Source organism: Neorhizobium lilium, assembly GCF_004053875.1.
GTDB classification, from domain to species: domain Bacteria; phylum Pseudomonadota; class Alphaproteobacteria; order Rhizobiales; family Rhizobiaceae; genus Neorhizobium; species Neorhizobium lilii.
On record NZ_SBIP01000002.1, the window covers coordinates 715,172 to 736,002 of the forward strand.

General features: G+C 58.1%; 19 protein-coding genes and 3 tRNA genes. 5 read left to right on the forward strand and 17 right to left on the reverse strand.

Annotated elements, in window-relative coordinates; all coding sequences use genetic code 11:
• The 17 genes from nuoN to EPK99_RS09685 form a co-directional block, all read right to left on the reverse strand.
• Nucleotides 1–1,443 carry an NADH-quinone oxidoreductase subunit NuoN gene (nuoN, locus tag EPK99_RS09605; RefSeq protein ID WP_128442807.1) on the reverse strand — a complete coding sequence of 481 codons (1,443 nt, stop codon included), beginning with the start codon at nt 1,441–1,443 and terminating at the stop codon, nt 1–3.
• 18 nt (nt 1,444–1,461) lie between these two features.
• A complete protein-coding gene (locus EPK99_RS09610; protein WP_128442808.1) occupies nt 1,462–2,973 on the reverse strand; it encodes an NADH-quinone oxidoreductase subunit M in 1,512 nt (503 codons plus the stop codon).
• Complete coding sequence (gene nuoL / locus EPK99_RS09615; RefSeq protein WP_128442809.1) at nt 2,973–4,973, reverse strand: NADH-quinone oxidoreductase subunit L; 2,001 nt, start codon at nt 4,971–4,973, stop codon at nt 2,973–2,975. The genes EPK99_RS09610 and nuoL overlap by 1 nt, the downstream gene beginning before the upstream one ends.
• A 7-nt stretch (nt 4,974–4,980) precedes the next feature.
• On the reverse strand, nt 4,981–5,289 hold the full coding sequence (nuoK, locus tag EPK99_RS09620) for an NADH-quinone oxidoreductase subunit NuoK (protein WP_128442810.1): 309 nt from the start codon (nt 5,287–5,289) through the stop codon (nt 4,981–4,983).
• 22 nt (nt 5,290–5,311) lie between these two features.
• A complete protein-coding gene (locus EPK99_RS09625) occupies nt 5,312–5,926 on the reverse strand; it encodes an NADH-quinone oxidoreductase subunit J (RefSeq protein ID WP_128443386.1) in 615 nt (204 codons plus the stop codon).
• A 124-nt stretch (nt 5,927–6,050) separates the two neighbouring features.
• Entirely contained in the window at nt 6,051–6,542 is a 492-nt protein-coding gene (gene nuoI, locus EPK99_RS09630) for an NADH-quinone oxidoreductase subunit NuoI (RefSeq protein ID WP_128442811.1), read from the reverse strand.
• A gap of 40 nt (nt 6,543–6,582) precedes the next feature.
• Nucleotides 6,583–7,626, reverse strand: coding sequence for an NADH-quinone oxidoreductase subunit NuoH (gene nuoH, locus EPK99_RS09635; RefSeq protein ID WP_128443387.1), 1,044 nt, complete (start codon nt 7,624–7,626; stop codon nt 6,583–6,585).
• A 7-nt stretch (nt 7,627–7,633) separates the two neighbouring features.
• Nucleotides 7,634–9,715 carry an NADH-quinone oxidoreductase subunit NuoG gene (gene nuoG / locus EPK99_RS09640; RefSeq protein ID WP_128442812.1) on the reverse strand — a complete coding sequence of 694 codons (2,082 nt, stop codon included), beginning with the start codon at nt 9,713–9,715 and terminating at the stop codon, nt 7,634–7,636.
• Nucleotides 9,716–9,844: 129 nt separating this feature from the next.
• The gene (gene nuoF / locus EPK99_RS09645) at nt 9,845–11,149 is read right to left on the reverse strand and encodes an NADH-quinone oxidoreductase subunit NuoF (RefSeq protein ID WP_128442813.1); all 1,305 of its coding nucleotides are present in this window, start codon (nt 11,147–11,149) and stop codon (nt 9,845–9,847) included.
• A 91-nt stretch (nt 11,150–11,240) separates the two neighbouring features.
• Nucleotides 11,241–12,182, reverse strand: coding sequence for an NADH-quinone oxidoreductase subunit NuoE (nuoE, locus tag EPK99_RS09650; protein WP_128442814.1), 942 nt, complete (start codon nt 12,180–12,182; stop codon nt 11,241–11,243).
• A gap of 16 nt (nt 12,183–12,198) precedes the next feature.
• A complete protein-coding gene (locus EPK99_RS25720; protein WP_128442815.1) occupies nt 12,199–12,459 on the reverse strand; it encodes a hypothetical protein in 261 nt (86 codons plus the stop codon).
• The gene (locus tag EPK99_RS09660; protein WP_128442816.1) at nt 12,459–13,649 is read right to left on the reverse strand and encodes an NADH-quinone oxidoreductase subunit D; all 1,191 of its coding nucleotides are present in this window, start codon (nt 13,647–13,649) and stop codon (nt 12,459–12,461) included. The genes EPK99_RS25720 and EPK99_RS09660 overlap by 1 nt, the downstream gene beginning before the upstream one ends.
• A gap of 77 nt (nt 13,650–13,726) precedes the next feature.
• Entirely contained in the window at nt 13,727–14,329 is a 603-nt protein-coding gene (locus tag EPK99_RS09665) for an NADH-quinone oxidoreductase subunit C (RefSeq protein ID WP_128442817.1), read from the reverse strand.
• Between the two features lie 17 nt (nt 14,330–14,346).
• A complete protein-coding gene (locus EPK99_RS09670) occupies nt 14,347–14,928 on the reverse strand; it encodes a NuoB/complex I 20 kDa subunit family protein (protein WP_164901743.1) in 582 nt (193 codons plus the stop codon).
• Nucleotides 14,919–15,284, reverse strand: a complete 366-nt coding sequence (locus EPK99_RS09675) for an NADH-quinone oxidoreductase subunit A (protein ID WP_128442819.1) — start codon at nt 15,282–15,284, stop codon at nt 14,919–14,921. Before EPK99_RS09675 ends, EPK99_RS09670 begins: the two co-directional genes overlap by 10 nt.
• Before the next feature lie 380 nt (nt 15,285–15,664).
• Nucleotides 15,665–15,741 (reverse strand) — tRNA-Asp (locus EPK99_RS09680).
• 62 nt (nt 15,742–15,803) lie between these two features.
• Nucleotides 15,804–15,880 (reverse strand) — tRNA-Asp (locus tag EPK99_RS09685).
• A 261-nt stretch (nt 15,881–16,141) separates the two neighbouring features.
• Between EPK99_RS09685 and EPK99_RS09690 the strand changes: the two genes are divergently transcribed.
• From EPK99_RS09690 to EPK99_RS09710, 5 genes are all read left to right on the forward strand, one after another.
• Nucleotides 16,142–16,217, forward strand: a tRNA-Val gene (locus tag EPK99_RS09690).
• Nucleotides 16,218–16,534: 317 nt separating this feature from the next.
• Nucleotides 16,535–17,698, forward strand: coding sequence for a rhamnosyltransferase WsaF family glycosyltransferase (locus EPK99_RS09695; protein ID WP_164901744.1), 1,164 nt, complete (start codon nt 16,535–16,537; stop codon nt 17,696–17,698).
• Nucleotides 17,698–18,669 carry a glycosyltransferase family 2 protein gene (locus EPK99_RS09700; protein ID WP_128442821.1) on the forward strand — a complete coding sequence of 324 codons (972 nt, stop codon included), beginning with the start codon at nt 17,698–17,700 and terminating at the stop codon, nt 18,667–18,669. Before EPK99_RS09695 ends, EPK99_RS09700 begins: the two co-directional genes overlap by 1 nt.
• A 291-nt stretch (nt 18,670–18,960) precedes the next feature.
• Complete coding sequence (locus EPK99_RS09705; RefSeq protein ID WP_128442822.1) at nt 18,961–20,160, forward strand: KpsE/RkpR family capsule polysaccharide export protein; 1,200 nt, start codon at nt 18,961–18,963, stop codon at nt 20,158–20,160.
• A 3-nt stretch (nt 20,161–20,163) separates the two neighbouring features.
• Nucleotides 20,164–20,817 (forward strand): ABC transporter ATP-binding protein, encoded by a 654-nt coding sequence (locus EPK99_RS09710; protein ID WP_128442823.1) that lies wholly within the window; start codon nt 20,164–20,166, stop codon nt 20,815–20,817.
• The last annotated feature ends 14 nt before the right edge of the window (nt 20,818–20,831 follow it).

Below are 20,831 nucleotides of genomic sequence, written 5' to 3' on the forward strand. Positions count from 1 at the left end.
TCAGAAGAAGGACTTTGCTGCGGCTTGTGCCGCACTGCCGATCGGCCCGCCGATCACCACATAGGCGATGACGAACAGGCCGGACAGGCCGAATACCAGCTTCAGCATGCCGCCGGTGCGCGCGAACTCGCCTGTTGGCTGGTCGAACCACATCAGCTTGACGATGCGCAGGTAGTAATAGGCGCCGACGACCGATGACAGAACGCCGATGACCGACAGCGCATAGAGCTTTGCCTGGATAGCCGCGACGAACACGAAATACTTGGCGAAGAAGCCGGCGAGCGGCGGAATGCCGGCCATCGAGAACATCAGCGCAGTCAGCATCACCGCCATGAACGGCTTGGTGGACGAAAGTCCTGCAAGATCGTCTACGCTCTCGACATAAAGCCCGTCAGGACGGCGCATGGCTAGAATGCAGGCGAAGGTTCCGAGTGTCATGATCATGTAGATGGTCATGTAGAGCACGACACCCGATACGCCCGTTTCCGAGCCTGCAGCGAGACCGACCAGCGCAAAGCCCATGTGGCCGATCGAGGAATAGGCCATCAGGCGCTTGATGTTCCGCTGGCCGATCGCGGCAAACGAACCGAGCAGCATGGACGCGATCGATACGAAAACGATGATCTGGCGCCAGTCGGCAACGATCGGCGAGAAGGCTTCCGAGACGACGCGCACCAGGATCGCCATGGCGGCAACCTTGGGACCGGCCGCGAAGAAGGCGGTGACAGGGGTCGGCGCGCCTTCGTACACGTCGGGCGTCCACATATGGAACGGCACGGCGGAGATCTTGAAGCAGGCACCGGCGAGCACGAAAACCATGCCGAAGATGAGGCCGAGCCCGCGGGTTTCGGTGGAGAGAACCTTGGCGATTTCGTCGAAGCCCGTATTGCCTGTGAAGCCGTAGACCAGCGACATGCCATAGAGCATCATGCCCGACGACAGCGCGCCGAGTACGAAATACTTGAGGCCGGCTTCCGTCGAGCGGATGCTGTCCCGGTTGAACGCCGCCACGACGTAAAGCGAAAGCGACATCAATTCGAGGCCGAGATAGAAGGCGATCAGGTCATTCGCCGAAATCAGCACCATCATGCCGAGCGTCGACAGCACCAGGACGACCGGAAACTCGAAGCTGTCGAGTTGCAGGAAGCGGGCCTGACCGAAGGACAGGGCGATGGCGACGATAGAGCCGATCAGCGCCAGCACCTTCATGAAGCGGGCGAAAGGATCAAGCATGAAGGCCCCGCCCCAGGCTTCGCCACTTGCCGGAGAGAAAACCAGCCAGAGCGCCGCGACGGCCAGCAGCGCCACCGCAAGACCGGTGACCAAAGGCGCCGACTTTTCGCCGGTGAACACGCCGATCATCAGAAGCGCAAGAGCGCCAACCGCCAGGATAACCTCCGGCATGGAGAGGTGCAGACTGAGAGAGAGGAGTTCAGCGGTCATGTCTAATCTTGTCCCGTCTCACTGCACATTCAGTGCAAGGTTCTTCGCCGCCTGCAGGGCTGCGGTATAGTTGTTCACCACGAGGTCTACCGAGGCAGCGGTCGCATCGAAGACCGGAGCCGGATAGACGCCGAAAAAGATGGTCAGAACGAGCAGCGGATAGAGAATGAGCTTTTCGCGGTTCGAAAGATCCAGCAGCGACTTCAGGCTTTCCTTCTCCAGCGGGCCGAAGATCACCCGGCGATAGAGCCACAGAGCGTAGGAGGCCGACAGGATGACCCCGGTAGCCGCAAACAGCGCCACCCAGGTGTTGACGCGGAAGACGCCGATGATCGTCAGGAATTCCCCAATAAAGCCGGAAGTGCCCGGCAGCCCGACATTGGCCATGGTGAAAACCATCAAGGCGACGGCATATTTCGGCATGTTGCTGACGAGGCCGCCATAGGCCGAGATTTCACGGGTGTGCAGCCGGTCATAGACGACGCCGACGCAGAGGAAGAGCGCACCGGATACGATGCCGTGCGACAGCATCTGGAACAACGCGCCCTGCAGGCCCTGCGTATTGGCCGCGAAAATGCCCATGGTCACGTAGCCCATATGGGCAACGGAGGAATAGGCAATCAACTTCTTGATGTCGTCTTGCATCAGCGCCACCAGCGAGGTGTAGATGATGGCAAGCACGGAGAGCGTAAAGACGAAGGGCGCGAAATGCTCCGATGCCAGCGGCAGCATGGAGAGCGAGAAACGGACGAAGCCGTAGCCGCCGAGCTTCAGCATGACGCCGGCCAGAATGACGGAGCCGGCGGTCGGTGCCTGCACGTGCGCATCGGGCAGCCAGGTATGAACCGGCCACATGGGCATCTTCACCGAGAAGGCTGCGAAGAAGGCGAGCCACAGCCAGGTCTGCATGCCGGCCGGGAAGCCGAATTTCAGCAGTTCCGTGATGTCGGTCGTACCGGCCTGCCAATACATGGCCATGATCGCAAGCATGGTCAGAACCGAGCCGGCCAGGGTGTAAAGGAAGAACTTGTAGGACGCATAGACGCGGTCCTTGCCGCCCCATACGCCGATGATCACGAACATCGGGATCAGCGTCGCTTCGAAGAAGACGTAGAAGAGCACGATATCGAGGGCGACGAAGACGCCGACCATGACCACTTCCAGAAGCAGGAAGGCGATCATGTATTCCTTGATACGCTTGTCTACCGCTTCCCAACTCGCCAGCACGCAGAAGGGCATGAGGAAGGTCGTCAGGATGACGAACAGCATGGAGATGCCGTCCACCCCGAGATGGTAGGCGATACCGGTGTTGAGCCAGTCATGCTTCTCGACCATCTGGAAGCCGGCATTCGAATTGTCGAAGCCGATCCACACGAACAACGACACCACAAATGTGGCGACCGTCGTCAGCAGCGATATGTTCAGGACGTTGCGGCGGCCGTTCGCCCCCTCCCCGTTCATGAACAGGAGAAGCAGAACGCCGACCAGCGGCAGGAAGGTGACCGTCGAGAGAATGGGCCAGTCGGTCATTACATGGAGCTCCCAAGCATCATCCAGGTGACCAGGGCTGCGATACCGATCATCATGGCGAAGGCATAGTGATAAAGGTAGCCGGACTGCAGTTTCACAACCCGGTTTGTAACATCGACCACGCGGGCGGCAACGCCGTTGGGGCCATAAGCGTCGATGACGGCGATGTCGCCCTTCTTCCACAGGAAGCGGCCGAGTGCCTTGGCAGAACGCACGAAGAGGAAGTCGTAGAGCTCGTCGAAATACCACTTGTTGAGCAGGAATTCATAGAGCACCCGCTGCGAGGCCGCGAGACGCTTCGGCGTCTCCGGCGATTTGATGTAGAAGTACCAGGCGGTCACGAAGCCGATCAGCATGGCGACGAAGGGGCTCAGGCCCACCCATACCGGAACGTGATGGAACTCGGCCAGAAGCTCGTTGTGCTCTGACGTGAAGAGCGCACCCTTCCAGAACTCCATATATTCTTCGCCGTAGAACATGCCTTCGAAGACGAAGCCCGCCACGACCGCACCGATGGCAAGGATGTAGAGCGGAACCAGCATGACGCTCGGCGATTCATGCACATGGTGCATCACGTCATGGCTTGCCCGCGGCTTGCCGAAGAACGTGAGGAAGATCAGCCGCCAGGAATAGAAGCTGGTGAACATCGCCGCGATGACGAGCAGCGTGAAGGCGAAGCCCGAGGCCGGCGAATGCGAGGCATAGGTCGCCTCGATGATCACGTCCTTGGAGAAGAAGCCCGCAAAGCCGATCGGCGTAAAGGGAATACCGACGCCGGTGATCGCAAACGTCCCGATCATCATCATGGCGAAGGTGATCTTGATGTGCGGACGCAGGCCGCCCATGTGGCGCATGTCCTGTTCGCCATCGACGGCATGGATGACCGAACCGGCGCAGAGGAACAGCAGCGCCTTGAAGAAGGCGTGCGTGAACAGATGGAAGATCGCCGCGCCATAGGCCCCGACGCCGAGCGCCACGAACATGTAGCCCAGCTGCGAGCAGGTCGAGTAGGCGATGACGCGCTTGATATCGTTTTGCACCAGGCCGACGGTCGCCGCAAAAAATGCGGTAATGGCACCGATAATCGTCACGAAAAGAAGGGCGTTGGGCGACAGTTCGAAGATCGGCGACATGCGGGCGACAAGGAAGACGCCGGCCGTAACCATGGTCGCGGCGTGGATCAGCGCTGAAACAGGCGTCGGGCCTTCCATCGCGTCCGGAAGCCAGGTGTGCAGCAGGAACTGCGCCGACTTGCCCATAGCGCCCATGAAGAGCAGCAGGCAGACGACCGTTACGGCCTGCGCCTTGTCCAGGTGCATGCCGAAGATGTTGATGACCGCCTGCGTGGCATCGGCGGCACCTTCCTTCGGCAGGTAATTGGCGGCTGCCGCAAAGATGGTCTCGAAGTTGATCGAGCCGAACAGCACGAACAGGCCGGAAATGCCGAGAATGAAGCCGAAATCGCCAACGCGGTTGACGATGAAGGCCTTCATCGCCGCAGCCGACGCGGAGGGCTTCTTGTACCAGAAGCCGATCAGCAGATAGGACGCAAGGCCCACGCCTTCCCAGCCGAAGAACATCTGCGCCAGATTGTCCGACGTGATCAGCATCAGCATGGCGAAGGTGAAGAGCGACAGATAGGCGAAGAAGCGCGGCCGATGCGGGTCGTGGTGCATGTAGCCGATCGAGTAGATATGCACGAGCGTCGAGACCGAATTGACCACGACGAACATGATCGCCGTCAGCGTATCGACGCGGAAGGCCCACTCGACATCGATGCCGCCGGACTGGATCCAGCGTAGCACCGGCACCTTAATCACTTCGCCTGCTTCGCCATGTGCGATCGCGACGTTGAAGAACACGATCCAGGACAAGACGGCAGCGATGATCATCAGGCCGCTGGTGACATATTCGGATGCCTTGGAACCGATCGAGCGGCCAAAAAGGCCGACGATCAGGAAGCCGATCAGGGGAAGAAAGACGATTGCCTTGTAGATCATAACCCGATCAGCCCTTCATCATATTGACGTCTTCAACCGCGATCGAGCCACGGTTGCGGTAGAAGACGACGAGAATTGCAAGACCGATGGCGGCTTCGGCAGCGGCGACGGTCAGAATGAACAATGCGAACACCTGGCCGACGATGTCGTTCAGGAAGGAGGAGAAGGCCACCATGTTCAGGTTCACGGCAAGCAGGATGAGCTCGACGGACATCAGGATGATGATGACGTTCTTGCGGTTCAGGAAGATCCCGAAAATGCCGAGCGTGAAGAGGATGGCGCTGACCGTGAGGTAATGGGAAAGACCGATTTCCATATTCTTGTTCCTTATGCCCGCTTCAGAGGCCCTGGCCTGATTTGACCTTGACGACCTCGACGGCCGTTGCCGGCGTCCGGGCCACCTGGCGCGAGATATCCTGACGCTTGATATGCTGGCGATGGCGAAGTGTCAGCACGATCGCGCCGATCATCGCCACCAGCAGGATCATGCCGGCGATCTGGAAGAAATAGACGTAGTTCGTGTAGAGCACGTCGCCCAGGGCGGCGGTATTGGTCCGCTGCGCCGGGTTCGGAATGGGCATGGTGATCGACTGCGCAGCCTGCGGGGTGAGCACGCTGCCACCGATCACGACGATGAGTTCTGCCGCCACGATGAGGCCGACGAGGATGCCGATCGGCGCATATTGCAGAACGCCCGAACGAAGCTCCGCAAAGTCGATGTCGAGCATCATCACCACGAAGAGAAACAGCACCGCAACGGCGCCGATATAGACGACCAGCAGGATCATCGCCAGGAATTCGGCGCCCGTCAGCAGAAACAGGCCCGCGGCATTGAAGAAGACCAGGATGAGAAACAGCACCGAGTGGACCGGGTTCTTGGCCGAGATGACCATGAACGCCGATGCGATCGCGACGAACGCGAAGATATAGAAGAAGATAGCCTGCAGACCCATCGTGGTGCCTTTTCGTGCCTCTCGGAACAGGAGCGCCCCGCCCCTTTCCGTCAGAATCCGGCGCATGGACATGCACCGGAATATTCAGTCCCTGTCGAGCGGCGCGACGCCGCCCGGATACGCCTCAACGGTAAGGCGCGTCCATCGTGATGTTGCGGGCGATTTCCCGCTCCCAGCGGTCGCCGTTTTCCAGCAGCCGTTCCTTGTCGTAGTAAAGCTCTTCGCGCGTCTCGGTCGAGAATTCGAAATTCGGGCCTTCCACGATCGCATCGACCGGGCAAGCCTCCTGGCAGAAGCCGCAATAGATGCACTTCACCATGTCGATATCGTAACGCACCGTGCGGCGCGTGCCGTCATTGCGGCGCGGACCGGCTTCGATGGTAATGGCCTGGGCGGGACAGATCGCCTCGCACAGCTTGCAGGCGATGCAGCGCTCTTCCCCGTTCGGGTAGCGGCGAAGAGCGTGTTCACCACGAAAGCGCGGCGAGATCGGCCCCTTTTCGAAAGGATAGTTGATCGTCGCCTTCTGCTTGAAGAAATAACGCATCGACAGGAAGAATGCGCTGACGAATTCCTTCAGGAACAGCGAGTTGACGGTCTGGGTAAGACTAGCCATCTTTATTCTCCAGTGTGGCCGTAAGCGAGGTGGGCCATGATCAAGCCCAACCCGTCAGCTTCAGCACGAATGCGGTGATGACGACCATTGCCAGCGACAGCGGAAGGAAGACCTTCCAGCCGAGTCGCATCAGTTGGTCGTAGCGGTAGCGCGGCACGAAGGCTTTGACCATGGCGTAGCCGAAGAAGATCAGCCCAACCTTGAGAATGAACCAGATAATGCCCGGCACCCAGTTGATCAGCCAGAAGTCCACCGGGGGAAGCCAGCCGCCCAGGAAGAGAATGCTGGTCAGCGAGCAGATGAGCAGGATGGCGGCATATTCACCGAGCATCAGCATCATGTACGGCGCCGAGGAATATTCGACCATGTAACCGGCGACCAGTTCCGATTCCGCCTCCGGAAGGTCGAAGGGAGGACGGTTGGTTTCGGCAAGGCCCGAAATGAAGAACACCACGAACATCGGGAAGAGCGGGATGAAGTGCCAGTCGAGGAATGAGCTGGGCAGCCCCATCATCGTGCCAAGGCCCGTATGCTGGGCGTTGACGATATCCGTCAGGTTGAGCGATCCAACACAGAGCAGCACGGTCACGATCACGAAACCGATGGAGACTTCGTAGGACACCATCTGTGCAGCCGAGCGAAGCGCGCCTAAGAAAGCGTATTTCGAGTTCGATGCCCAGCCGCTCATGATGATGCCGTAGACTTCCAGCGAGGAAATCGCAAACACGTAGAGCAGACCGACATTGATGTTGGCGATCACCCAGTTGGGGTTGAACGGAATGACCGCCCAGGTGGCCAGTGCCAACGTCACCGACACCAGGGGAGCGAGGAGGAAGACGCCCTTGTTGGCGCCAGCCGGAATGATCGGCTCCTTGAAGACGAACTTCAGAAGGTCGGCAAAGGACTGGAACAGGCCGAAAGGACCAACCACGTTCGGGCCGCGGCGCAACTGAACGGCTGCCCAGATCTTGCGGTCTGCCAGAAGAATATAGGCGATGAAGATCAGAAGGCAGACCAGCAGCAGCAGCGACTGCGCGATCATGACGATTGCCGGCCAGGCATAGGTCGAGAAGAACGAGTCCATGTTCATATTACTCCGCCGCAGCCTGGAAATTGTTGCGGGCCAAGGACGAGCATTCGGCCATCACTGCCGAAGCGCGTGCGATCGGGTTCGTCAAATAGAAGTCTTTGATCGGCGAAGCAAACACGGACTTCGACATCTCACCGCCTTTTTGTCCGAGTGTCGCAATTTGGTCTACGGAACCGGGTGTGATCTCGTCGAGTGCCGCAAAATGCGGGTAATCCGCATAGAGCCTGGCACGCAGGGCCGGTAGCGAGTCGAAGGGGAGCCGCTTGCCGAGCACGTCCGACAGGGCGCGCAGAATGGCCCAGTCTTCGCGTGCTTCGCCCGGCGCAAACCCGGCGCGGCTGCCCATCTGGACACGGCCTTCTGTATTGACCCAGGTGCCCGACTTTTCCGTATAGGTCGCGCCCGGCAGGATGACGTCCGCATGGTGGGCACCGGCATCGCCATGGCTGCCGATATAGACGGTGAAGCCCGCACTCTTCTTCGAGAAATCGAGTTCGTCGGCGCCGAGCAGGAAGAGAACGTCCATGCCAGTCAGCATGTCGGCCGCATTGACGCCATTGGCACCGGGCACGAAGCCGAGATCGAGACCGCCCACGCGAGCCGCCGCCGTATGGAGAACGCCGAAGCCATTCCATTCGGCGGTAATCGCGCCGACGGAACCGGCAAGCTTTGCTGCGGCAGCAAGAATGGCCGCACCATCGGGCCGGGCAAGTGCCCCCTGCCCCACGATGATCATCGGGTTCTTGACGCCGCGCATGGTGTCGGCAAAGCCGAGGCGCCCAGCCGCGAGGTCCGACAGCGTATCGGTGCCAGCGCCAAGATATTCATAAGGATAGCGCAGATCGCTCACGTCGCCGATGGCGGCGATCGGGAAGTTGCCGCACCGGAAACGCTTACGGATGCGGGCATTTAGCACCGCTGCCTCGAAGCGCGGGTTAGCGCCGATGAGAAGGAGCGCGCCAGCCTGTTCGATGCCTTCGATCGTCGGGTTGAAGATATAGCTTGCGCGGCCTTGCGACGGATCGAGCGCCGTCCCGTCCTGGCGACAGTCGAGATTATCCGATCCGAGCGAACGGATCAGCTCCTTCAGGGCATACATTTCCTCGACGGCGGCTAGATCGCCGGCGATCGCGCCGATCTTGGCAGCGGAGGTTGCCGAGACGGCAGCCTTAATGGCGCCAAACGCTTCGCCCCAGGTAGCGGCGGTCAACCGGCCGTTCCTGCGGACGTAAGGCCGGTCGAGACGCTGGGTCTTCAGGCCGTCCCAGATGAAGCGGGTCTTGTCGGAAATCCACTCTTCGTTCACCTGCTCGTTGACGCGCGGCATGATGCGCATCACTTCGCGGCCACGCGTATCGACGCGGATGGCCGAACCGACAGCGTCCATGACGTCGATCGATTCTGTCTTGCCGAGTTCCCACGGACGGGCGGTGAAGGCGAACGGCTTCGAGGTCAGCGCGCCGACCGGGCAGAGATCGACTACGTTGCCCTGGAGCTCGGACGTCATGGCCTGTTCGAGATAGGTCGTGATCTCTGCATCTTCACCTCGACCGATCAGGCCGAGTTCGGAAATGCCTGCAACTTCAGTGGTAAAGCGGACGCAGCGTGTGCAATGGATGCAGCGGTTCATCACCGTCTTCACCAACGGGCCGATATACTTGTCTTCGACGGCGCGCTTGTTTTCCGTATAGCGCGAGCTGTCGATGCCGAACGCCATGGCCTGGTCCTGCAGGTCGCATTCGCCACCCTGGTCGCAGATCGGGCAATCCAGCGGATGGTTGATCAGCAGGAATTCCATCACGCCTTCGCGGGCCTTCTTGACCATCGGCGTATTGGTGAAAACTTCCGGCAGTTCGCCGTTCGGGCCGCCGCGGACATCGCGCACACCCATGGCGCAGGAGGCGGCCGGCTTCGGCGGGCCGCCCTTCACCTCTATCAGGCACATGCGGCAATTGCCCGCGACCGAAAGACGCTCGTGGAAACAAAAGCGCGGAACTTCGGCGCCGGCTTCCTCGCATGCCTGAAGCAGCGTGAAATGATCCGGAACTTCGACCTCTTTGCCGTCAACCTTCAGCTTAACCATCGTCTCACTTACGTCCTTCGTTCATCCCGCAGTCGCCGACCGGAGATCAATCCTTGCCCTTCAACAGCGAATTCGCCTTGCCAGCCTGGTCACTCGGCCGGATCTGCCCCCGAGCCCCCGCCAACTGCTCTACTCCGCCGCTTCCATGACGGCGCCATGCGACGTCGAATTATAAGTGTACTGGTCGATGCGCTTTTCGATCTCATCGCGGAAATTGCGGATGAGGCCCTGCACCGGCCATGCAGCTGCGTCGCCGAGAGCGCAGATCGTGTGACCTTCGATCTGCTTGGAGACCTGTAGCAGCATGTCGATCTCGCGCTTCTGGGCATTGCCCTTTACCATGCGCTCCATCACGCGCCACATCCAGCCTGTGCCTTCGCGGCAAGGCGTGCACTGGCCGCAACTTTCGTGCTTGAAGAAGGCGGAAAGCCGGGCAATCGCCTTGATCACGTCGGTCGACTTGTCCATGACGATGATCGCCGCCGTGCCGAAGGACGACTTCTTGTCGCGCATGCCGTCGAAGTCCATGATCGCATCGTCCATGTCCTCGCCCCGGATGATCGGGCAGGAAGCGCCGCCGGGAATGACTGCGAGGAGATTGTCCCATCCGCCGCGGATACCGCCGGCATGTTTTTCGATCAGCTCACGGAAGGGAATGCCCATGGCTTCCTCGACCGTGCAAGGCTTGTTGACGTGGCCCGAGATCATGAACAGCTTTGTGCCGACATTGTTCGGACGTCCGATACCGGCGAACCAGCCACCGCCACGGCGCAGAATGGTCGGCGCGACTGCGATCGATTCGACATTGTTGACCGTCGTTGGGCAGCCGTAGAGGCCCATATTCGCCGGGAACGGAGGCTTCAGGCGCGGCTGGCCCTTCTTACCTTCGAGGCTTTCCAGCAGAGCCGTTTCTTCGCCGCAGATATAGGCGCCGGCACCGTGATGCACGTAGATGTCGAAGTCCCAGCCGTTCTTGTTGTTCCCGCCAAGAAGACCAGCATCGTAACACTCGTCGATCGCCGCCTGCAGCGCCTCGCGTTCGCGCATGTATTCGCCGCGTACGTAGATATAGGCTGTGTGGGCGCCCATGGCGAAACCGGCAATGACGCAGCCTTCGATCAGCGTATGCGGATCGTGGCGCATGATATCGCGGTCCTTGCAGGTGCCAGGTTCCGACTCGTCTGCATTGACGACGAGATAATGCGGACGGCCGTCCGACTCCTTCGGCATGAAGGACCATTTGAGGCCTGTCGGGAAGCCTGCACCACCACGCCCGCGAAGACCGGAAGCCTTCATCTCGTTGATGATCCAGTCCCTGCCCTTCTCGATGATCTGCTTGGTGCCATCCCAATGCCCACGGCTCATGGCGCCCTTCAGGGACTTGTCCTTGAGACCGTAGATATTGGTAAAGATACGATCCTGATCGTTTAGCATGATCTGTTCCAAGGGTCTGCCGACAAGCTCAGTCGGACATTGCTAGCCATTATGCGGGTTTTCGATCCGGCCGCACAAGAATTCATGTTCATCAAGCCGTTCCGTCTTCGGCCGACGTCTTCTTACGTGCACGCTTCTGCTTCAAGTCGCCGGATACGGTGCCAGGTTCGGCTGGCGCGCCTTCGCCGGCGCCTCCGGCAACTTTCGGATCCGGCTCGCTCTTCATCGTCGCCGACAAAGGGCCAGTTTCCGCCGCCTTGGCCTGGGTCTTAGCGCCTTCCTTATCGGTAACTGGCGTCTTCAGCGACGCATCCGTTTCCGGTGCAGTATCCTTGTGGCGCCCAGCATTGTCGGGAGCACCCGCTGCCGTGACTTCGCCCTCCGGTGCCGGCTGCGGCTCCAGATTGGTGCGAACAGGCTTGATCTCGTCCAGCAGCGTCAACGGACCGCCTTCAGGCGCCGAAAAGGCTCGGTCGATCTGCGGACCTGGCTGGATTTCGCTGCCACGTCCGGCCTCGAAGGCATCAATGATCTCTTCGAGCCGCTCAGAGGTCAGATCCTCATAGGCATCCTTGAAGATGATGACCATCGGTGCGTTCACGCAGGCGCCCTGACACTCCACCTCTTCCCAGGACAGCGTGCCTTCCGCATTGGGCGTGAGGGGATCATGGTGGATCTTGTGACGACAGACGTCCATCAACTGCTCGGCGCCGCGCAGCATGCAGGGCGTCGTACCGCAGACCTGAACATGGGCGCGCGTACCGACCGGCTTCAGCTGGAACTGGGTATAGAACGTCGCCACTTCGAGCACGCGGATCAGCGGCATTTCCAGCCGATCGGCGACATGCTCGATGGCGGCCTTGGTGACCCATCCATCCTGCTCCTGCGCACGCATGAGCAGAGGGATCACGGCAGACTGCTGCCGAGCAGGAGGATATTTCCTGATCGTTGCCTCGGCCCAGACCGCATTCTCCTCATTGAAGGCGAATGCCGGCGGCTGAAACTGGTCTTCGGCTAGTCGACGGACAGACATACTTTCCCACGCCTTATCAGTTTATGGCTCCACACCGGGATCTCGTCAAAGATACGAAATCGCAGGCATAGGCTGACTTGTCTTTCTGCATGAACACGATGAACTTTGTACCATTGGCAACGGAAGATTTGATCTCAAACCCCTGAGACAGCAAATCGCCCATCGACTTGGTTCCGCCTGAGACCGTCGAACCGCCCGTTTCCGGCGCCTCGGCCTGCTGCGCGAAGGCGGCAGGCGCAGCGGCCAGAAGAGCGGCTGTAACGGCCAAACGTATCATTAGCGGTCCACCTCACCGAACACGATGTCGAGCGAACCGAGCACCGCAGACACGTCCGCCAGCTGATGCCCGCGGCACATGAAATCCATGGCCTGCAGGTGGGCATAACCCGGCGCGCGGATCTTGCAGCGATAAGGCTTGTTGGTGCCGTCGGCGACCAGATAGACGCCGAACTCGCCCTTGGGCGCCTCGACGGCCGCATACACTTCGCCGGCCGGTACGTGATAGCCTTCCGTGTAGAGCTTGAAGTGATGGATCAAGGCCTCCATCGACCGTTTCATCTCTCCGCGTTTCGGCGGCACGACCTTGCCGTCGGAAGAGGAGACGGGACCGGTCTTGGCGTCGCCCAGCAAACGGTTGATGCACTGCTTCATGATCTTCACCGATTCGTGCATCTCGATCATGCGGATCACGTAGCGGTCGTAGCAATCGCCGTTCTTGCCGATTGGAATGTCGAAATCCATATCGGCATAGCATTCGTAGGGCTGCGATTTGCGCAGGTCCCAGGCAGCCCCCGAACCACGCACCATTACGCCGGAAAAGCCCCAGGCCCAGGCCTCTTCAAGGGTGATCACGCCGATATCGACGTTGCGCTGCTTGAAGATGCGGTTGTCGCTGATCAGTCCGGCAATGTCGTCGATCTTGCCCGGAAATTCATCGCACCACCGACCAATATCCTCGACCAGCTCCGGCGGTAGATCCTGGTGGACGCCGCCCGGACGGAAATAGGCAGCATGCATACGCGAGCCGGAAGCGCGCTCATAAAACACCATCAGCTTTTCGCGTTCTTCGAAGCCCCAGAGCGGCGGCGTCAGCGCGCCTACGTCCATGGCCTGCGTCGTGACATTGAGAAGATGCGACAGGATGCGGCTGATTTCCGCGTAAAGGACGCGGATGAGCTGGCCGCGGATCGGCACGTCGAGGCCAAGCAGCTTTTCCACGGCGAGACAGTAGGCATGCTCCTGGCTCATCGGCGCCACGTAATCGAGGCGGTCGAAGTAAGGCAGAGCCTGCAGATAGGTCTTCGCCTCGATCAGCTTTTCGGTGCCGCGATGTAGGAGACCGATATGCGGATCGACACGTTCGACGATTTCGCCGTCCAGCTCCAGCACAAGCCGAAGCACACCGTGCGCCGCCGGGTGCTGCGGACCGAAATTGATGTTGAAGTTCCGGACGTTGTGTTCAGTCATGTGCGCGCTCCATGCCGAGTGTGCGACGACACCGGACGGGAAATAAGTCTAAGTGGCCGGCGCCGATGCGCCAGTCTTTAAGCTTTTGCCTTTTCATCCCCAGGCAGGAGGTAATCCGTCCCTTCCCAGGGCGAAAGGAAATCGAAACTGCGGAATTCCTGGCGCAACTCGACCGGCTCGTAGACCACCCGCTTGGCGCTGTCGTCATAGCGAACTTCGACGAAGCCCGTGAGAGGAAAATCCTTTCGCAGCGGATGACCTTCAAATCCGTAATCCGTCAGAATCCGGCGAAGATCCGGATGTCCGTCGAATATGATGCCATACATGTCCCAGGCTTCGCGCTCGAACCAGTCCGCGCCCGGATAGACGCTATAGACCGAGGGCACGGCCTCATCTTCGCCCGCCACGATCTTAACGCGCACCCGGCTGTTATGGCGCGGCGAAAGCATATGGTAGACGACGTCGAACCGCTTCTCCCGGGCCGGATAATCAACACCGGAGATATCGATGAAGCTGATGAAGCCACAACGCGGATCATCACGCAGGAAAGTCAGCAGGGGCACGATCGCCGAGGCCTCAGCCGTCAGCGTCAGTTCGCCGTAAGCGATTTGCGCATCCGTAACAACAGTCGGATGCGCCTCGCGGATGTAGATCGAAAGCTCGTTCAGGGCTTCAGTCATGGTATTGTCCTCAACCCTCAGCGTTCGATCGTACCGGTCCGACGGATCTTTTTCTGCAGCAGAAGCACGCCGTAAAGCAAAGCCTCTGCTGTGGGGGGACAGCCCGGCACGTAGATATCGACAGGTACGACGCGATCGCAGCCGCGGACCACCGAATAAGAATAGTGGTAATAACCGCCGCCATTGGCACAGGAGCCCATGGAGATGACATAACGAGGCTCGGGCATCTGGTCATAGACCTTGCGCAGCGCCGGCGCCATCTTGTTCGTGAGCGTTCCTGCGACGATCATCACGTCGGACTGGCGCGGCGAGGCGCGCGGAGCAAAGCCAAATCGCTCCACGTCGTAGCGCGGCATGGACAGCTGCATCATTTCGACAGCGCAGCAGGCGAGACCGAACGTCATCCACATCAGCGAACCGGTGCGGGCCCAGTTGATGAGCTCGTCGGTCGAGGTGACGAGAAAGCCCTTGTCGGCGAGCTCGTTATTGACCTCGCTGAAGAACCGGTCGTCGCCGCCCACCGGCTTGCCGGTTGCGGGATCGAGAATACCCTTGGGCTGTTGCGCAACGAGGGTGTTGCCGTGATCGACTACTCCCATTCCAGCGCTCCTTTCTTCCATTCATAGATGAAACCGATGGTCAGAACACCGAGGAAGATCATCATCGACCAGAAGCCGAACCAGCCTATTGCACTGAACGACACGGCCCAGGGAAACAGGAAGGCGACCTCGAGGTCGAAGATGATGAAGAGGATGGAGACCAGATAGAACCGGATATCGAACTTCATGCGCGCGTCATCGAAAGCGTTGAACCCGCATTCGTACGCGGACAGCTTTTCCGAGTCAGGCGCTTTGTAAGCCACGGCGAACGGCGCAATAAGAAGCGCCAGGCCTATGACCAGGGAAATACCCATAAAGATCGCGATCGGGACATAGGAAGTGAGAAGTTCACTCATGATAGTCGATCCCTGCTTGCCAGAAACGCCGGGAAGCGCTCAGACTCAATGCGGCAAGCGAACGTGCATTGCAACAAGCCGTGACTAGCGCAGCCGAAGCGGCCACGCAAGCGTTTTGAATAGCCCTTCCTGTACCAAAATGGTGCAACTGCGGCCAAAGATTTTCGCGCTGATCCATAAGCCCGGAAATGCAGATGCGGCAGAGGCAGCACTCTTGGCGACGAACTGCATCAGAAAGGATCTAGCCGGCGCATAAACATCAAGAACGGACGGACACACGACCTAGATAAGCCGGCGACCGGACCGCCGCAACGGGCAACCGCAACTATTTTAGATAAATCTTACATAAGAGCGTGCAGAGATACACCTGAGAGCTGAAATGGCGCGAGTGACGGGGCTCGAACCCGCGACCTCCGGCGTGACAGGCCGGCACTCTAACCGACTGAGCTACACCCGCGCATTATACCGCATTGCGGCTGACTTTCCACCGGGGCAGAAAGTCGAATTCCAAGGAGAGAATGGCGCGAGTGACGGGGCTCGAACCCGCGACCTCCGGCGTGACAGGCCGGCACTCTAACCAACTGAGCTACACCCGCGCATCTCTCTTAAGGCCGAAGCCTTCGGACCGGGTGACCTAGATCGCTCGGTTGAGCGGGTTCCTAAGAGGTTCGTTACCGGGTGTCAAGCTGGTTCGAAGACAAAAGGATGACAGACTCAGCTTATTTAAGCCCCTCCCCTTTCCCAATGGCACTTCGCCAAAATTTTCAAAAAAACATCATGAAGGCTCTTGCGATTTTGATGCGATCCGAATAGATCACGGCCACCGACGCGGCGGCCTTTTGGGCTGCTTTCGCGAAGGGCGATTAGCTCAGTTGGTAGAGCGCCTCGTTTACACCGAGGATGTCGGCGGTTCGAGTCCGTCATCGCCCACCATTCAGCAAGCTGGATTTTCTCATCTGATTTGATGCCTCCAAAGTTACTGCGTGAATGGTGTTTCCATATCCTACACGTACTGACGCGAGCTGAATCCAGCCCCTTGTTTTTTCCCGATGACACCAAAGATGCGTCGCTCGCGCCCAGCTGCGTCATGTGGTGCTGTCCACAGGGCTTCGCTGCCGGCATCACCCGACCGCACCTTGAATTTTTTCGCATAGTCGGCAAGAAGAGCCCCATAACTTCAAGACCGTCCTCACAGCCAGGAGATGGCGTCGGTGACTTTATCATCTGCCACACGGCGTGTACTTCGGTTCTTGCGCCTGACCAAGCCGAAGAAAACGCCGATTGAACGTCAGGTCGATCATCTCAAGAAGTTTGTGAGTTATAAAGCATCAAGCGCTCCACCCCCGGTCGAGACCATGGATCTTTCGCGTCTGCGGATCACCTGGGTCATTCCCGATTTCATGCCTGGAGCTGGCGGCCACATGACGATCTTCCGGATCGCAAGCCATCTGGAGCAGTTCGGCCATCAAATAACATTTCTGGTTCAGAACCCCAGCATCCACAATACGTCCGAAGCTGCAGCCGAAACCATCAACCGCCATTTTCAGCCGTTTTCGGGATCCGTTCAGCTCTTCAGCGAAACAACGCCGAAAGCGGAAGGCGATGCGTTGATCGCAACAGACCGCTTCACCTGCTATCCAGTGGAGGCAATGGGCGGGTTCACGCGCAAATTCTATTTCGTACAGGACTATGAGTCTAACTTCTATCCAGCGGGCGCCGAGGCGCTACTGACGGAAGCTACCTATCACTTTGATTTCGATTGCCTCTGCGCAGGTAACTGGCTTCACAAGCGCATGTCGGAGGAGTTTGGCCGCTGGTCTATGTCATGGCCTCTTGCTTATGATGCAAGCGTTTACAACCTCGGGATGGGTGAAATCCCCAGGACGTCAAATCGGATTGCCTTATATGCCCGCTATGTTACGTCCCGTCGGGCCGTAGAACTTGCTTTCATGGCGCTGGAGATCCTGCGCGGTCGCAATTTGGACTTCGAAGTGGATTTTTTCGGCTGGCCCTTGGGCAAACTGAGCGTCCCCTACCCTTATCGAGATTTGGGCATTCTGAGCGCATCGGAACTCGCCGACGTCTATCGCCAGGCAACCATCGGAGTTGTCTTTTCCGCCACGAATCATTCTTTGGTCAACAAAGAGATGATGGCTTGCGGGCTTCCCGTCGTAGACTTGGATCTCAATACAGTACGCTCAATTTTCCCGGCCGATTCTATGGCATTTGCAAAGCCGACCCCCGAAGGAATAGCCGATGAGATCGAGCGTCTGCTGACGTCCCCCGTCGAGCGACAGACAATGGCTGAAAGGGCATTGAACTATGTCCAAGAGTTTTCCTGGGAGAAGTCGGCGCGTATGATCGAGGCAGCGATCCGCCAACGCGTTAGCGCTGCGGCCGAAGGAGTGAAGTGATGGCAAAATATCGTGCAGCTATTGTCATCCTAACAAAAAACGCGATGCCTGGGCTTCGGAACGTCATGTCCAAGGTCCTCGCACAACAGACTCCGTGGAACTACGAAGTCATAGTGATAGACTCGGGCTCGAGCGACGGCACGACGGCTTATCTTCGTGAACTGAACGCTGTTAGACTGATCGAAATTCCACCTGAGGACTTCGGTCACGGTCGCACGAGAAACTTGGGCGTCCATGTAGCGGATGCGGATTTTGTCGCATTCCTCACTCACGACGCGGAGCCGGTCAACACCGACTGGCTTGCCGACCTTGTCGCCGTCGCGGAGCAGGACGAACGAATTGCTGGGGTATTCGGTCGCCATATAGCCTATGACAGCGCCTCACCTTTCACAAAAAACGATCTTCACCAGCATTTCGAGGGTTTTCTTCGTCACCCCCTGATTGTCTCCCGCGACCTCGACACAGCACGCTATGAGACAGATCAGGGCTGGCGACAGCTTCTCCACTTCTACTCCGACAATAATTCGCTCCTGCGCAAGTCGGTCTGGCAGATACTCCCCTACCCTGATGTGGAATTTGCGGAGGACCAGCTCTGGGCCCGCAGCATTATCGAAGCGGGCTATCTTAAGGCTTATGCTCCGAATGCCACCGTCTACCACTCCCACGACTACAGCTTCCTCGATCAATTGCGGCGCGCTTTCGACGAATCGCGTAATTTCAAAAAATATTTTGGGTATCGGTTGTCGCCGCATCCTCTGAAAGCTTTGGAAAGCATGGCAAAACTCGCTCTTCAGGCCTTTCGACAGAATCTTGACAGCAGGTTCGGGACAGTGACGATAAAAGATCGCGTCGAACGGGCTGCGCAACGAGTGGCTTTGGTCGCAGGCCATTGCCTTGGCGCCAATCACGAGAAACTGCCGGTTTTTTTATCAACACGCCTGTCGCTTGATAGCCGCCTCTTCAGGGCATAGGCACGTTTCATCCATACCGAGATCTGAGAACATGATGCAGAACTGACTCATGCTGAAGATCTACCCTATCTGATCTTCAACAGCGCTTAAGACGGCGGTGGCGTCCTTGATGCCGCCTTTCTAAAGCCATATCTACCGCCGATATCCACAGCGTGTTAACTTATCAATCGGTGCGAGGGTTGGGCTTCAGTCTGCTTCTCTTTCAGGAGCGACAGTGAACTTCACAGAACTGAGCCGAGTCCAACGTGCATGGCAATGCGAGGGGTGACACCTGGCTCAACGGGAAGCAAGATGAGTATCGAAGTCAGTTATAGCGGTGAGCTGGCGCAGAAGAGTGCGAGATCGTCGCTAAATCATGATCAGGCTACACCGCAAATAGGTCTGGCAAGATTTTTTAACATGAAGAACTCGTTTCTGTTCTTCGTTTTGCTTCCATGCGTGCTGGGCGCGATTTATTATTTTGGTATAGCAAGCCCGCAGTACGTGGCGGAAACACGCATGGTTGTCCGAACTATCGGGGTGAGCGAACGGTTTGACACATCAGAACAGCGTGATGGGCGATCGATCGTCGGTGGCGACTCGCTGACGCAGGATTCTTATATTGTCGCAAATTATCTGAAGTCTCCTCAGTTGGTGCGGAAGCTGGAAGACGAGATCAATCTGCGCAAGCTTTTCATAAGGCAGGACGTCGATTTTTTGTCACGGCTTTCATCTGACGCCTCCTTTGAAGATCTGCATGACTTTTGGCAGCATCATGTGGACATTTATGTCGATGGTCCTTCTGGCATAATCGTGTTCACCGTACGTGCATTTTCACCTGCAGACTCAATTACGATATCGAAAGCAGCACTGTCTGCCGCGAATGAGATGATCGATCAGATTTCGGAGCGCGCAAAGAACGACTTGGTGAACCGGGGGGAACACGACGTCGTTCTCAGTCTCAATGACTATCAGCAAGCACTGCTCGACCTTCGCGACTATCAAAACAAGACGGGTATCTTGGATCCGGCCTCGTCGGCCAAAATGACGAGCGCCATCATTGGCAAGCTGACGGAACAAAAACTCGGCCTTCAAGTCAGCCTGAATGTCCTGGTGGCAGCCAAGGCCGACGATACCGCGCGAGCCCGCCAGTTGCGTCGGTCGATCGAGGCTGTCGATGAGCAGATCAAGCTGAGACAGTCCAGCCTTGCGGGGACTAATGCGGGCGGGGAGCCGCAACTGTCGAGCAGCATGACCGAATTTGCAAGTCTTGAGACGCATCGTATCGTCACGCAAGCGCTTTATGAATCTACAGTGCGCAATCTTGATACGGCTAAATCGACCGCCTTGAAGAGAACCACGTTCATCTCCGTCTTTTCCGCCGCCCACATGCCCGAGAAATCAAAATACCCACATCGCCTTTCGCAATGGCTTATCCTGACTGCTGGGTTTTTGGCATTTTGGTTGACCGGCACCCTTATTGGGATGTCTATTGAAGACCACCGGGTGTGATGGATGATTACGCTAGACAACGTTACGAAATATTACAAAACTGCCGCTCACCGAAAGTACATTCTGCGCAATCAGTCGCTGCAGTTTTCGGCAGGTAGGTCCTATGGTTTGCTCGGCGTGAATGGAGCCGGCAAATCGACGACGATGCGTTTAATTTCCGGAGCCGAGTTGCCCAATAGAGGCCGGGTCCGGCGGCAGGTACGCGTTTCCTGGCCCCTCGGTTTTGTCAACGGGCTAAACCCGCTGCTGAGCGGCAAGGAAAATATCAAGTTTGTTGCCCGAGCCTACGGAGAGGACTTCAGGCGCGTCCTGCGTTTTGTGTCCGAATTTGCGGAAATCGGGAGTTATATCAACGAACCGCTGCGGACCTATTCCTCCGGGATGGGCGCGCGTTTCGCATTCGGCCTTTCCATGGCAATCGAATTTGACTGCTATCTGGTCGATGAGATTACTGCAGTCGGTGACTCTAACTTCCAGCGACGTTGCCGGGAAGCTTTCCAGGCCCGCCGTTTGAAGTCGGACGTCATAATGATTTCCCATGACATGGGTACGATCAAAGATTATTGCGATGTAGCCTTCGTTCTTATCGACGGGAATATGGTCCAGTTCGACGATGTCGAAGAGGCCATCGCAACGTACATGCGTCTCAATCGCTAGAGGTCGAATTACCG

Excerpts from the sequence above, each read along its gene's own strand:
- nuoH (WP_128443387.1), bottom strand. The coding sequence starts at position 7,626 with ATGGACTCGTTCTTCTCGACCTATGCCTGGCCGGCAATCGTCATGATC.
- nuoN (WP_128442807.1), bottom strand. The coding sequence starts at position 1,443 with ATGACCGCTGAACTCCTCTCTCTCAGTCTGCACCTCTCCATGCCGGAG.
- EPK99_RS09700 (WP_128442821.1), top strand. The coding sequence starts at position 17,698 with ATGGCAAAATATCGTGCAGCTATTGTCATCCTAACAAAAAACGCGATG.
- nuoL (WP_128442809.1), bottom strand. The coding sequence starts at position 4,973 with ATGATCTACAAGGCAATCGTCTTTCTTCCCCTGATCGGCTTCCTGATC.
- nuoI (WP_128442811.1), bottom strand. The coding sequence starts at position 6,542 with ATGGCTAGTCTTACCCAGACCGTCAACTCGCTGTTCCTGAAGGAATTC.
- EPK99_RS09660 (WP_128442816.1), bottom strand. The coding sequence starts at position 13,649 with ATGACTGAACACAACGTCCGGAACTTCAACATCAATTTCGGTCCGCAG.
- EPK99_RS09625 (WP_128443386.1), bottom strand. The coding sequence starts at position 5,926 with ATGGGTCTGCAGGCTATCTTCTTCTATATCTTCGCGTTCGTCGCGATC.
- EPK99_RS09705 (WP_128442822.1), top strand. The coding sequence starts at position 18,961 with ATGAGTATCGAAGTCAGTTATAGCGGTGAGCTGGCGCAGAAGAGTGCG.
- nuoK (WP_128442810.1), bottom strand. The coding sequence starts at position 5,289 with ATGGAAATCGGTCTTTCCCATTACCTCACGGTCAGCGCCATCCTCTTC.
- EPK99_RS09610 (WP_128442808.1), bottom strand. The coding sequence starts at position 2,973 with ATGACCGACTGGCCCATTCTCTCGACGGTCACCTTCCTGCCGCTGGTC.
- nuoE (WP_128442814.1), bottom strand. The coding sequence starts at position 12,182 with ATGTCTGTCCGTCGACTAGCCGAAGACCAGTTTCAGCCGCCGGCATTC.
- EPK99_RS09670 (WP_164901743.1), bottom strand. The coding sequence starts at position 14,928 with ATGGGAGTAGTCGATCACGGCAACACCCTCGTTGCGCAACAGCCCAAG.
- EPK99_RS09675 (WP_128442819.1), bottom strand. The coding sequence starts at position 15,284 with ATGAGTGAACTTCTCACTTCCTATGTCCCGATCGCGATCTTTATGGGT.
- EPK99_RS25720 (WP_128442815.1), bottom strand. The coding sequence starts at position 12,459 with ATGATACGTTTGGCCGTTACAGCCGCTCTTCTGGCCGCTGCGCCTGCC.
- EPK99_RS09710 (WP_128442823.1), top strand. The coding sequence starts at position 20,164 with ATGATTACGCTAGACAACGTTACGAAATATTACAAAACTGCCGCTCAC.
- EPK99_RS09665 (WP_128442817.1), bottom strand. The coding sequence starts at position 14,329 with ATGACTGAAGCCCTGAACGAGCTTTCGATCTACATCCGCGAGGCGCAT.
- nuoG (WP_128442812.1), bottom strand. The coding sequence starts at position 9,715 with ATGGTTAAGCTGAAGGTTGACGGCAAAGAGGTCGAAGTTCCGGATCAT.
- nuoF (WP_128442813.1), bottom strand. The coding sequence starts at position 11,149 with ATGCTAAACGATCAGGATCGTATCTTTACCAATATCTACGGTCTCAAG.